Source organism: Limnohabitans sp. WS1, assembly GCF_003063265.1.
Lineage (GTDB): Bacteria > Pseudomonadota > Gammaproteobacteria > Burkholderiales > Burkholderiaceae_C > Limnohabitans_A.
Map to the genome: position 1 here is coordinate 17,486 of NZ_NERU01000010.1, position 12,133 is coordinate 29,618.

Consider the following 12,133-nt stretch of genomic DNA (forward strand, 5'->3'; position numbering starts at 1 on the left):
GTTTAGAACTGCAGACCTGCTTCACGGGCTGCTTCGGCCAAAGCCTTGACACGACCGTGGTAAGCGAAACCTGCGCGGTCGAAAGCGACCTTCTCAACGCCGGCAGCTTTTGCTTTTTCAGCAATGCGCTTGCCAATCACTGTTGCTGCAGCGGCATTGCCGCCTTTGCCAGTTGCGCCCAACGCTGTGCGCACTTCGGCTTCGGCAGTTGATGCGCTGGCCAACACTTTGGTGCCACAGCCAGAAATGACGCTGGCGTAGATGTGCAGGTTGGTGCGGTTCACTGTCAAACGTGCCACGCCTTGCTGTGCAATGCGGATGCGAGTTTGGCGTGCACGACGCAGACGCTGCTCTTTCTTGGTCATCATGATGCAGCTCCTTATTTCTTCTTGGTCTCTTTGATCGTGATCTTCTCATCCGAATAACGGATGCCTTTGCCTTTGTAGGGCTCAGGTGGACGAACAGCACGAATCTCAGCAGCAACTTGGCCAACACGTTGACGGTCTGCACCCTTGATCACGATTTCGGTCGCGGTTGGGGTCGCCACGGTGATGCCCGAAGGCATGTCGATGTTGACGGGGTGTGAATAACCCACAGCGAGGTTCAATTTGGCACCTGAGGCAGCCGCTTTGTAACCCACGCCGACCAGGTTCAGCTTCTTTTCAAAGCCTTTGGTCACACCGGTTACCATGTTGTTCACCAGCTGACGCATGGTTCCGCTCATGGCATTGGCTTCACGTGAATCATTGGCAGGGGCAAAACTCAACTTGCCGCCATCGTTGTTCACTGTCACCAGTGTGTTGGCGGAGATGGACAATTGACCACCCGTGCCTTTCACACTGATTTGATCTTGGTTGATTGACACATCCACACCAGCGGGGATGGTCACAGGCATTTTTCCTACTCGGGACATTCAGTCTCTCCTGCCTTTAAGCGACGTAGCACAGCACTTCGCCGCCGACACCGGCTGCACGCGCTTTGCGGTCGGTCATCACACCCTGAGGTGTGGTGACGATAGCGACACCCAAGCCATTTTGGACTTGCGGAATATCTTCACGGCCTTTGTATACACGCAGACCAGGGCGACTGACGCGCTCGATGCGCTCAATCACTGGGCGACCAGCGTAGTACTTCAGGACAATTTCGAGGGTGGCTTTGCCACCTTCGGTTTTGACTTGGAAACCGTCAATGTAGCCTTCATCTTTCAACACTTGTGCGATAGCAACCTTCACTTTGGATGAAGGAACCATCACATTGGCTTTTGACACCATTTGTGCGTTACGGATGCGGGTCAACAGATCGGCAATAGGATCACTCATGCTCATGTTGTATCTCTCCTGCCGATTTACCAGCTGGCCTTGGTCACGCCCGGAATGTGGCCTGCAAAGGCTAATTCACGGATCTTGGCGCGGCCCAGACCAAATTGACGGAACGTACCGCGTGGGCGACCGGTGATTTCACAGCGGTTGCGTTGGCGGGTCGGGTTGGCGTTGCGCGGAAGCTTTTGCAAGCCCAAACGGGCAGCTGCACGCTCTTCATCGCTGCGCTTGGCATCGTTGGCGATGGCTTTCAATTCGGCGTATTTTTTCGCGAATTTGGCCGCCAGTTTTTCACGCTTGAGCTCGCGCTCGATCAAAGCTACTTTAGCCACGTGACACCTCAGTTCTTGAAGGGGAAGCGGAAAGCTGTCAAAAGAGCTTTGCACTCTTCATCAGACTTTGCCGTTGTGGTGATGCTGATGTTGAGACCGCGCAAGGCATCCACCTTGTCGTACTCAATCTCAGGGAAAATGATCTGCTCTTTGACGCCGATGTTGTAGTTACCACGACCATCGAATGCACGACCAGAGATACCACGGAAGTCACGAACACGTGGCAAAGCAACGGTCACGAAACGATCCAGGAATTCATACATCTGAACGCCACGCAGTGTCACCATGCAACCGATGGCCTGCTGTTCACGGATTTTGAAACCCGCGATCGCTTTTTTGGCCTTGGTCACCACAGGTTTCTGACCTGCAATTTTCGTCAAATCGCTCACGGCGTGGTCCATGACTTTTTTGTCAGCCACTGCCTCAGAGACACCCATGTTCAAGGTGATTTTCGTGATGCGAGGAACTTGCATCGGTGATGTGTAGCCAAACTTGGCCGTCAATTCACCAGCAATTTTTTCACGGAAGAGTTGTTGCAAACGTGCCATGCTCATGCCACCTTGATTTCTTCGCCGCTGGACTTGTAAACGCGAACGCGTTTTCCGTCAGCTTGCAGCTTGATGCCCACGCGATCAGCCTTACCGGTTGCAGCGTTGAAGATCGCCACATTGGATTGGTGAATTGGCATGGCCTTTTCGATGATGCCACCCGTTGTGCCCTTCATGGGATTGGGTTTGGCGTGTTTTTTGACGAGGTTGATACCTTCAATCAACAAGTGCGAATCGCTGGCACGCAGTGACACGGTGCCACGCTTGCCTTTGTCACGACCTGTGATGACGATGACTTCGTCGCCTTTGCGAATCTTGTTCATGGCGCGTCCTTACAGTACTTCAGGAGCCAAGGACACGATCTTCATGAACTTCTCAGTACGCAGTTCACGCGTGACTGGTCCGAAGATGCGGGTGCCAATAGGCTCCAATTTGGCGTTCAACAAAACTGCTGCATTGCCATCAAATTTAATCAGCGAGCCATCACCACGGCGAATGCCCTTGGCTGTACGGACCACCACTGCACTGTAGATTTCGCCTTTTTTGACGCGACCACGTGGAGCGGCTTCTTTGATGCTCACTTTGATGATGTCGCCAACACTTGCATAGCGACGCTTCGACCCGCCGAGCACCTTAATGCACAGCACGGACTTGGCGCCGGTGTTGTCGGCTACATCTAACCGAGTTTCTGTCTGGATCATTTCTTTGTTCCCAACTTGTATTCTTTATCTGCCAGCCCCAAAGCCAACAAACAGGAATCAGTCTTGGACCCGTCATTCACACTGCGAACCACTCGCAATGCTTCAGTTTGGGCAGATACTTGCGCTCTTTCAAAAGCGAAGTCTTAAATTATCTCCCACAAATTTGCATTACGCAAGCATCTTTTTAAAAAAACCACGCTCACGCCTCTTTTTTGACGTCCGCCAGTCCTGTGCACACTGTTCTCCTGGTTTTTTCCTCGAAATACCATCACTTGCGTATTCAACTTCGCCAAATCGCTCTCCTAAAATTTCTCTCCCTCTCAATTTTGGACATCTCCTCTTTCGTTCACAGCGACAATTGTTGGAGCACTTCTGCATTTTTGAGTTCACCGCATCACATTGGAGTTCACCTTGTCCCCCTCCCCTGTTCACATCGCATTCATTGGTGGCGGCAACATGGCCAGTGCCATCATCGGCGGTCTTCTGCGCCAAGGTCTGCAGCCCACTCAAATCACCGTCATTGAGCCTTTTTCTGAAACCGCAGCCAAGCTGATGCAAGACTACGGCATCACCGCCTTGACCTCTGCAGGATCAACTTTGGCCATGGCCGACTTGGTGGTTTGGGCAGTCAAACCCCAGGTCTTCCTCGAAGCGGCCATCCCCGTCACTCCACACACTCAAGGTGCATTGCACTTGTCTGTCGCAGCTGGCATTCGCACGGACAGCATTTGTCGCTGGACCCACAGTGAACGTGTTGTTCGCTGCATGCCCAACACCCCGGCTTTGATTGGTCAAGGCGTCACGGGCTTGTTCGCTTGCCCATCGGTCACTTCGCAGGACAAAAGTCTGGTCGAACAAGTCATTGGTACCACGGGTCAGCACCTTTGGGTGCAGCAAGAGTCGCAACTTGATGCTGTCACCGCCTTGTCCGGTTCGGGTCCAGCGTACGTGTTTTACTTCCTTGAAGCCATGACGCAGGCAGGGGTGGGCATGGGACTGAGCGCTGAACAGGCCTACAAACTTGCCGTGGCCACTTTTTCAGGCGCATCCTCTTTGGCTGCAGCATCAACTGAATCGCCCGAAGTGCTGCGCCAGCGGGTCACCTCCAAAGGAGGCACCACCTATGCCGCCATCACATCGCTGGACGACTCCGGCGTAAAAGCCTCTTTTGTCAAAGCCATGCAAGCCGCCGAAGTGCGAGCACGCGAGCTGGGTGACGAATTCGGCAAGGCCTGATCTGCCTTGATGCGCTGGGATCTTCGGGTTTGACCCCCTGTGTCACCAGCGCTCACAGGTGTGCCAATACCACCCCCACAAACAGGGTCAAACCCAGCCAATGGTTCTGCTTGAAAGCCGTGAAGCACCCCTCACGGCTGCGCTGGTGGATCAAAAAGTAATGCCAAATCACTTGAATCAAAGCAACCGCCAATGCCAACCAAAACCATGCCCGCTGGGCCAGACCGGACAGTAGCCACGCCCAAATGATCAAATAGGTTCCATAAAAGCCCATGATGGCCGGGACATCCCAATTTCCCAAGGTGATGGCCGATGTCTTCATGCCAATTTTCAAGTCGTCGTCCCGGTCCACCATGGCGTATTCGGTGTCGTAGGCCAGCACCCAAAACAAATTGCCCAACAACAAGCCCCAAGCCAATGGCGGCACCTCACCTTGCACCGCGGCAAAGGCCATGGGAATGCCAAAGCTGAAAGCCACTCCCAGCACCGCTTGGGGCATGGCCACAAAACGTTTGGCGTAAGGGTAAGCCAAGGTCACAGCCAACGCTGCAAATGACCAGGCGATGGTGGCCCGGTTCGTGGTCAGTACCAAGCCAAATGCACACAGCGCCAACACCCCGCCGACCATCAAAGCTTCTGGGGTGCTGAGACGCCCGCTGGTGACTGGTCGATTGGCGGTGCGTTTGACGTGCTTGTCAAAGTCACGGTCAGCCACATCATTGATGCAGCACCCTGCACTGCGCATGAGGATGGTTCCCAGGGTAAAGACCATGACCAGATGCCAACCAGGAAAACCTTCGGCTGCCACCCACAAGGCGGCCAGCGAAGGCCACAGCAACAAGAGCCAACCCGCAGGCCGATTCCACCGGATCAAATCCAGATAAAGCTTGAGTTTGTCGATCATGCTCAGATTATCTTCGCCCAAATGCTTCACCCTGAGTCGTCTGCAAAGGCCAAGGAGGCGAACATCACAGACAGATCAGGTCAAGCGCGTGACACCCGGCAGGGGACAGGCATAAATGGCATTGCGTACGGCAGCAATGGCTTCATAGCGGGTAAAACTGCGTCGCCAAGCCAGCACCACCCGCCGGGTCGGCGGCTTAGCCCCCAAAGGGTCCACGATGGGCAGGTAGCGCACAGGCGCATCGTGCCGTCCACCCGAGCGCTTGATCACAGGCTTGAGTTCGGGCACCGACATGCGCGGCACCAACGTCACGCCCATGCCTGCGGCCACCATGTGCTTGATGGTCTCCAGCGACGAACCCTCAAAGGTTTTGCGAATGCCCTCGGTCTGGCTGGCGTAGCGGGCAAACTCAGGACACACCTCCAGCACATGGTCGCGAAAGCAGTGGCCCGTGCCCAGCAGCAGCATGGTTTCGTTTTTCAGCTGCTCGGGGGTGATGAACGCTTCTTTGGCCAGCGGGTGATTCAGCGGCAAGGCGGCCATGAAGGTCTCGTCGTACAAGGGCGCCACCGCCAGACCCGACTCGGGAAAGGGCTCGGCCAGGATGGCGCAGTCGATCTCGCCCGTGCGCAGCATCTCCAGCAAGCGCACGGTGAAGTTCTCTTGCAGCATCAGCGGCATCTGCGGCATGTCGGTGATGATCTGGCGCACCAGATCGGGCAGCAAATACGGCCCGATGGTGTAGATCACACCCAGCCGCATGGTACCGGCCAGCGGGTCTTTGCCGCGCTTGGCAATCTCCTTGATCTCGGCCGCTTGCTCCAGCACGCTTTGCGCCTGGCGCACGATCTCTTCGCCCAACGGTGTGACCGAGACCTCGCTGGCGCTGCGCTCAAACAGCTTGACCTCCAGCTCTTCTTCGAGCTTCTTGATGGCCAGTGACAAGGTGGGCTGCGACACAAAACAGGCCTCTGCGGCCTTGCCAAAGTGCTTTTCTCGGGCCACGGCCACGATGTATTTGAGTTCGGTCAGGGTCATAGGAGGTATTGGAACATCAAGCCTTGAGGTATTCGGATTTCCCGCCCAACCAGCGGCCTATGTGGCGCTCGCTCAGTTGTGGGTGCTGGTTCAGCATCTGTGGGGCCAGGGCCCGCGCCCAGTCCAGCAAATGGCTGTCGGTCTCCAGATCGGCAAAGCGCAGCAAAGGCGCACCCGACTGGCGTGCCCCCAAAAACTCGCCTGGCCCGCGAATTTCCAAATCGCGCCGGGCGATCTCGAAACCATCATTGGTCTCCACCATGGCCCGCAGCCGCTCGCGGGCGGTTTCGCTCAGACGTCCTCCCTCGGGCGTGCCGTACAGCAGCACACAGGCCGACGCCGCAGCACCGCGCCCCACCCGGCCGCGCAGCTGGTGCAGCTGGGAGAGGCCAAAGCGCTCCGCGTGTTCGATCACCATCAACGAAGCATTGGGCACATCCACCCCCACCTCGATCACCGTGGTGCTGACCAGCACGCCCATCACACCTGCGGTGAAGAGCTCCATCACTGCCTTTTTCTCGGCCACAGGCATGCGCGAGTGAAGCAGACCCACCATCACGCCCGGCAGCGCTTCGCTCAGGTCGGCGTGGGTTTGGGTGGCGTTGGTCAGGTCCAGCGCCTCGCTTTCTTCAATCAGTGGGCACACCCAATACACCTGCCGCCCCTGCTGAATTTGAGCCCCAATGCGCTCGACCACCTCGTGGCGGCGGTGGTCGGACACCACCCGGGTCACGATGGGCGTGCGCCCGGGCGGCAGCTCGTCAATCACCGACACGTCCAGGTCCGCGTAATAGCTCATGGCCAGCGTACGCGGAATGGGTGTGGCCGTCATCATCAGCATGTGGGGCTCCATGCCGTCAGCTTGCATCTTGCCGCGCAAGGCCAGGCGCTGGGCCACACCAAAGCGGTGCTGCTCGTCGATCACGGCCAGCGCGAGGTTTTTGAACTTGACGTGTTCTTGAATGACCGCGTGTGTGCCCACCACCAGGGCCGCTTCGCCCGACTCGATCAGCGCCAGCATGGCGGCGCGTTCTTTCTTCTTTTGGCTGCCAATCAACCAGGCCACTTTCACGCCCAGCGGCTCCAGCCAGCCCACCAACTTGGCAAAGTGCTGGGTGGCCAGAATTTCGGTGGGCGCCATCAGGGCACATTGCCAGCCCGCATCCACCGCCACCATGGCCGCCAGCGCCGCCACCACCGTCTTGCCCGCGCCCACATCGCCTTGCAGCAGGCGGTGCATGGGCACCGGGCGGGCCAAATCTTTGGCAATTTCCTGGCCCACGCGTTGTTGTGCGCGGGTCAATCCGAAAGGCAAGGCCTTTAAAAGTTGGCCATACAAGCCCTTGGATTTGAGCTTCAGCGTCGGGGCCCGCAGCAAATCGCGCTCGCGCTTGGCCGTGAGTTGCGACAGCTGCTGCGCCAGCAACTCCTCGCACTTCAGGCGCACCCAGGCCGGGTGGCTGCGGTCCTCCAAAGCGGCCAGCGACACATCGGGCGTGGGGTGGTGCAAAAACCGCAGCGCATCGCGCAGCGACCAGGCCCCACGCGGGTCCGGCCAGGGCACGCCCGGGGGCAGGGTCTCGCTCAGGTCGGCGTGGTTCAGGCCGGTGATCACGGCGCGCCGCAAATAAGCCTGGGCCAGCCCCGCCACGGTGGAATACACCGGCGTCAGCGCCTCGGCCAGATTGCCGCCCGCCGGCTTGAAGGTCGGGTGCATCATGGTCAGCCCCATGAAGCCGCCCTTGACTTCGCCCCGCGCCCGGATGCGGTTGCCCACCGCCAGCGCCTTTTGGTGCGAAGGGTAGAAGCTGAAAAACCGCATCACACAGGTGTCCGAGCCATCGTCCACCGTCACCAGCAGCTGGCGGCGCGGCCGCTGTGTGATCTCGCAAGCCGTCACGGTGGCCTCTATCTGCGCGGTATCGCCCTCCCGCGCATCGCGCAACATGACGATGCGGGTCTCGTCCTCATAGCGCAGCGGCAAATGCAGCGCCAGGTCAATGTCGCGCTTCAGGCCAAGCTTGATCAGCGCCTTTTGGGGGGCTGACAAAGTTTTGGCGGGCAAGGAGGGTGCGTTTTGCAACATGCACCGATTGTGCCGCTCGCCGGGCACTTTGCCCTGCAAAATGAGCATGGGGGCCCGGCATGCACCGACAAGTCAAGTTTCAGTCGGGTTTTTGTGCTTGGCTGGCCAGCACCAAAGCAGACACCACATCGCGCACGGTCTTACGGTAATGCAATGACAAAGACAGGTATCGGCTGAGCATTTCCCGGTCCACCATGCTCAAAGCGCCACCGGCATCCAGTCCTTCACTGACTTTGGGGGTCAAAGCAGCTTGTCCAAATCGCAACTCATCAGGCCCCACCTGCAACCAATCGGCCAGCACCCGGAGCTTGTCTTGCGTGGGAATGGCTTTGCCCAATAGCCAATTACGGGCCGTGTGTGGGGTGATGCTTCTGCCCCAATACCGCAAGTTAAACTCGTTGGCAACCACGGTCGGCGACAAGCGCACGCCGCAACTCTCCAACGCTTGCCGTAAACGGAGTGCAAAGGCTTGGGTCTCTGTGGATGTGGACATGCTCTTAAATTAATGCTTGAGCATCTTTACAATGTAATTGCAAATTAGTTTCTTTGTTACTATCAGTAAATATATTCATTGCGTCAGTTTGATAAACAACATTATCAAAACAAACATCACTAACAGGGTGGCGAAGCATTGTTTTTTTGACTTCCTGCGAATTTCAAGGTCATCAGCACAAACCCTTACCGTCTCCGAGCAAGTGACGCTGTGCAAACTCTGGCGAGGTGCTTGATTGCCCTAAAATTTGCAGCTTTACCACTTCGAACGGGCTTGTCCAGCCCTGAAGCATGTCCTCTTTGCCCCCTCTCCAACAGACTTCGGCCCACCGCTCATTCACTCTGAGCGATTTCGACTTTGAACTGCCATCTGAACTGATTGCACAACATCCCGCCCCAGAACGCAGCAGTTCACGCTTACTGGACGGCACATCCGCAGAACCCAGAGACCGCATTTTTAGCGCCTTGCCCGGTTTGCTCAATCCTGGGGATTTGTTGGTTTTCAACAACACCCAAGTGGTGAAAGCGCGGATTTTTGGCGAGAAAGCCTCGGGCGGCAAGCTTGAACTGCTGATTGAACGCGTGCTTGGCGAGCACCAAGTGGTGGCACACATGAAGGTCAGCAAAAAACCTCTGGTGGGCGGCAAGATGTTCATGGCAGGCGGCGCTCGACATGGCGGCTTTGATGCCGTGCTGCTGGGCCGCTGGCCCGATGCCAATGGCCAGCTGTTTCACTTGCAGCTGAGCGACGAGCCCCATGCGCTGATGGAAAAGCACGGCCATGTGCCGCTGCCACCTTACATTGAGCACACCGACACCGAAGAAGACGCCCAGCGCTACCAGACCGTGTTTGCCAAAGTGCCCGGTGCGGTGGCGGCCCCCACAGCGGCGCTGCACTTTGATGAAGCCTTGCTGGCGGCGCTCGATGCCAGGGGGGTGCAACGCGCCAGCGTCACGCTGCATGTGGGCGCGGGCACGTTCCAACCCGTCAAGACCGAAAACATTGCCGACCACACCATGCACCGCGAATGGTACGAAGTGCCCGAAGCCACACAGCAGGCCATTGCCGACTGCAAAGCGCGGGGCGGCCAGGTGCTCGCCATCGGCACAACGACGGTGCGCACACTCGAATCGTGGGCCAAGTTCGGCCAAGCCAGCGGCGACACGCAGATCTTCATCACACCGGGGTTTGAGTTCCAGGTGGTCGATCGGCTCATCACCAACTTCCACCTGCCCAAAAGCACGCTCATGATGCTGGTCAGCGCCTTTGCGGGCTACGAGCAGATCATGGGCCTGTACCGGCACGCGATCGCGAACCGGTACCGTTTCTTCAGCTATGGCGATGCGATGCTGCTCAATCACGTCCCGCGCGGATGACCGCATCAGCAATGGTGGCCGGATCGGTGAACCAGATTTCGTGGCTGCCTTGGCACTCGACCAAACGGAACAGGCCCAGGCGCTCTGACAGGCGGGGGTGCCAAGGCATGCTGTGGGGCAGTGCAGTGTCTTGGAGGCAATTGACATACGACTTGCCGATCTCCAGCGCAGCCAAGGGCGCTTTGAGCGAGATCGGGTCGGTGAAGGTCTTGTAAGGCTGCAGGTTGAGCTGGTCAAACGCCGATTGGGCCAGCGCCATGTCCGCATCGTTGATGAAGGCTTCGCGCCAGATGGGGAAAGGCAGCATCACGGCGTTGTTGCTGGCGGCGGCCACGGCGTCAAACAGCTCTTTGTAATGCGGCGGCACCATGTCGTTCAGGCACTCGCCCGGATTGGGCACAAAGGCGTTCACGTACACCAGGCGTGCGATGCGCTCGGGCATCACATCGGCCACACGCGAGATGATCATGCCGCCGTAGCTGTGGCCCACCAACCGCACGTTTTTCAAATCGTGTTCGCGCAAATACTCGCACACCGATTGCGCCGCGTCTTCCAGACCAATCTGGCTGCGGTCGTCGCCGGGTCGGTTGCCCGTCAAAGTGGGGCAATGCACGGTGTGGCCTTGGCGGCGGATGTGCTCTGCCGTGGGCTCCATCAAAGCGCCGGTGTGCCAAGCGCCGTGCACCAAAACGTAGGTATCGCTCATGTATGTCTCCTGAATGTGGTGATGTATGCCCCGCACCTTGCCGGGCATGGCACTCATTACATCCAGCGAGGTTCCAAGCGTCAATTGAAGGAAAACCCTTCTTGCCGCAGTCACACGCAATGCCCAAGTGGTTTTCCCCGACTGACTCGGCCCCAGAAAAGCTCTCCATCGTCGGCAAGTCAAGCTCCTACAATTCAGCCCTCAGCTTTAGGCCTTACATGCTCCAATTCGACCTGCTCAAAACCGACCCTTCCAGCCACGCCCGCCGGGGCACCCTGACCCTGAACCATGGTGTGGTGCAAACGCCCATCTTCATGCCCGTCGGCACGTATGGCACCGTCAAGGGCGTGATGCCGCGCAGCCTGCACGAGATGGGCGCGCAGATCATTTTGGGCAACACCTTCCACCTGTGGATGCGCCCGGGGCTGGACATCATGAAAGGCTTTGGCGGCTTGCACCAGTTTGAGAAGTGGGACAAACCGATCCTGACCGACTCGGGCGGTTTTCAGGTCTGGTCTCTGGGCGACATGCGCAAGATCACCGAAGAAGGCGTGACCTTTGCCAGCCCCGTGAACGGCGACAAGCTCTTCATGTCGCCCGAGGTCAGCATGCAGATCCAGACGATCCTGAACTCGGACATCGTGATGCAGCTCGACGAGTGCACGCCTTACGAGACCAAGGGGCACCTGACCACCGAGGCCGAAGCGCGTAAATCCATGGAGATGAGCCGCCGCTGGGCCGTGCGCTCGAAAGACGAGTTCGCCCGCCTGGAAAACCCCAACGCCCTGTTTGGCATTGTGCAAGGCGGCATGTTCGAGAACTTGCGCCAGGAATCGCTCGACGCGCTGGTGGAGATGGACTTTCCGGGCTACGCGATTGGCGGCGTGAGCGTGGGCGAACCCAAAGACCTGATGCTGCAAATCATGGCGCACACGCCCCACCGCCTGCCTGCCCACAAGCCGCGCTACCTGATGGGCGTGGGCACGCCCGAAGACCTGGTGCAAGGCGTGGCCGATGGCGTGGACATGTTCGACTGCGTGATGCCCACCCGCAACGCCCGCAACGGCACGGTGTTCACCCGCTTTGGCGACCTGAAGCTGCGCAACGCCCGCCACAAAAACGACCCGCAACCGCTGGACACCAGCTGCACCTGCCACGCTTGTGCAGGCACTTCAGGTGTGTCATGGGACAAAGGCGGCCGCGAGGGTTTCAGCCGCGCTTACATGCACCACCTGGACCGCTGCGGCGAAATGCTCGGCCCCATGCTGACCACCATCCACAACCTGCACTACTACCTGAACCTGATGCGAGAAGTGCGCGAATCGCTGGACGCGGGGCAATTCTCGCAGTTCCGGGCTCAGTTCAAGACAGATCGGGCACGCGGCGTCTGAGGC

15 protein-coding genes are annotated in these 12,133 nt (G+C 58.1%); 3 read left to right on the top strand and 12 right to left on the bottom strand.

Annotation, left to right across the window (positions count from 1 at the left end; all coding sequences use genetic code 11):
• Window positions 1-2 precede the first annotated feature (2 nt).
• From rplR to rplN, 7 genes are read right to left on the bottom strand one after another with little or no spacing between them, the layout of a single operon-like run.
• A complete protein-coding gene (rplR, locus tag B9Z48_RS12975) occupies window positions 3-368 on the bottom strand; it encodes a 50S ribosomal protein L18 (RefSeq protein ID WP_089951920.1) in 366 nt (121 codons plus the stop codon).
• Between the two features lie 11 nt (window positions 369-379).
• Window positions 380-913, bottom strand: coding sequence for a 50S ribosomal protein L6 (gene rplF, locus B9Z48_RS12980; protein ID WP_108378931.1), 534 nt, complete (start codon window positions 911-913; stop codon window positions 380-382).
• A gap of 16 nt (window positions 914-929) precedes the next feature.
• Entirely contained in the window at window positions 930-1,325 is a 396-nt protein-coding gene (gene rpsH, locus B9Z48_RS12985) for a 30S ribosomal protein S8 (protein WP_089951926.1), read from the bottom strand.
• A 20-nt stretch (window positions 1,326-1,345) separates the two neighbouring features.
• Window positions 1,346-1,651, bottom strand: a complete 306-nt coding sequence (rpsN, locus tag B9Z48_RS12990; RefSeq protein WP_089951928.1) for a 30S ribosomal protein S14 — start codon at window positions 1,649-1,651, stop codon at window positions 1,346-1,348.
• Between the two features lie 8 nt (window positions 1,652-1,659).
• Window positions 1,660-2,199: a 50S ribosomal protein L5 gene (rplE, locus tag B9Z48_RS12995; RefSeq protein ID WP_089952546.1), complete on the bottom strand. Its 540-nt coding sequence runs from the start codon at window positions 2,197-2,199 to the stop codon at window positions 1,660-1,662.
• 2 nt (window positions 2,200-2,201) lie between these two features.
• Window positions 2,202-2,522 (bottom strand): 50S ribosomal protein L24, encoded by a 321-nt coding sequence (rplX, locus tag B9Z48_RS13000; protein ID WP_108378933.1) that lies wholly within the window; start codon window positions 2,520-2,522, stop codon window positions 2,202-2,204.
• 9 nt (window positions 2,523-2,531) lie between these two features.
• Window positions 2,532-2,900: a 50S ribosomal protein L14 gene (gene rplN / locus B9Z48_RS13005; protein ID WP_089951934.1), complete on the bottom strand. Its 369-nt coding sequence runs from the start codon at window positions 2,898-2,900 to the stop codon at window positions 2,532-2,534.
• Window positions 2,901-3,311: 411 nt separating this feature from the next.
• On the opposite strand from rplN, the gene proC reads away from it, so the two are divergent.
• Window positions 3,312-4,136 (top strand): pyrroline-5-carboxylate reductase, encoded by an 825-nt coding sequence (gene proC, locus B9Z48_RS13010; RefSeq protein WP_108379082.1) that lies wholly within the window; start codon window positions 3,312-3,314, stop codon window positions 4,134-4,136.
• A 52-nt stretch (window positions 4,137-4,188) separates the two neighbouring features.
• On the opposite strand, the gene ubiA is transcribed toward proC, so the two are convergent.
• The 4 genes from ubiA to B9Z48_RS13030 form a co-directional block, all read right to left on the bottom strand.
• Window positions 4,189-5,040: a 4-hydroxybenzoate octaprenyltransferase gene (gene ubiA / locus B9Z48_RS13015; protein WP_108379084.1), complete on the bottom strand. Its 852-nt coding sequence runs from the start codon at window positions 5,038-5,040 to the stop codon at window positions 4,189-4,191.
• A 75-nt stretch (window positions 5,041-5,115) separates the two neighbouring features.
• The gene (locus B9Z48_RS13020; RefSeq protein ID WP_089951940.1) at window positions 5,116-6,078 is read right to left on the bottom strand and encodes a LysR substrate-binding domain-containing protein; all 963 of its coding nucleotides are present in this window, start codon (window positions 6,076-6,078) and stop codon (window positions 5,116-5,118) included.
• Between the two features lie 16 nt (window positions 6,079-6,094).
• Window positions 6,095-8,164, bottom strand: a complete 2,070-nt coding sequence (gene recG, locus B9Z48_RS13025; protein WP_108379086.1) for an ATP-dependent DNA helicase RecG — start codon at window positions 8,162-8,164, stop codon at window positions 6,095-6,097.
• A gap of 79 nt (window positions 8,165-8,243) precedes the next feature.
• The gene (locus B9Z48_RS13030) at window positions 8,244-8,657 is read right to left on the bottom strand and encodes a hypothetical protein (protein WP_108378935.1); all 414 of its coding nucleotides are present in this window, start codon (window positions 8,655-8,657) and stop codon (window positions 8,244-8,246) included.
• Window positions 8,658-8,947: 290 nt separating this feature from the next.
• On the opposite strand from B9Z48_RS13030, the gene queA reads away from it, so the two are divergent.
• Window positions 8,948-10,033: a tRNA preQ1(34) S-adenosylmethionine ribosyltransferase-isomerase QueA gene (queA, locus tag B9Z48_RS13035; RefSeq protein WP_108378937.1), complete on the top strand. Its 1,086-nt coding sequence runs from the start codon at window positions 8,948-8,950 to the stop codon at window positions 10,031-10,033.
• Here the strand turns inward: queA and B9Z48_RS13040 are convergent.
• On the bottom strand, window positions 10,011-10,739 hold the full coding sequence (locus tag B9Z48_RS13040; RefSeq protein ID WP_108379088.1) for an alpha/beta hydrolase family protein: 729 nt from the start codon (window positions 10,737-10,739) through the stop codon (window positions 10,011-10,013). The two genes, queA and B9Z48_RS13040, sit on opposite strands and share 23 nt — an antisense overlap.
• 218 nt (window positions 10,740-10,957) lie before the next feature.
• Between B9Z48_RS13040 and tgt the strand changes: the two genes are divergently transcribed.
• Window positions 10,958-12,130, top strand: coding sequence for a tRNA guanosine(34) transglycosylase Tgt (gene tgt / locus B9Z48_RS13045; protein ID WP_108378939.1), 1,173 nt, complete (start codon window positions 10,958-10,960; stop codon window positions 12,128-12,130).
• The last annotated feature ends 3 nt before the right edge of the window (window positions 12,131-12,133 follow it).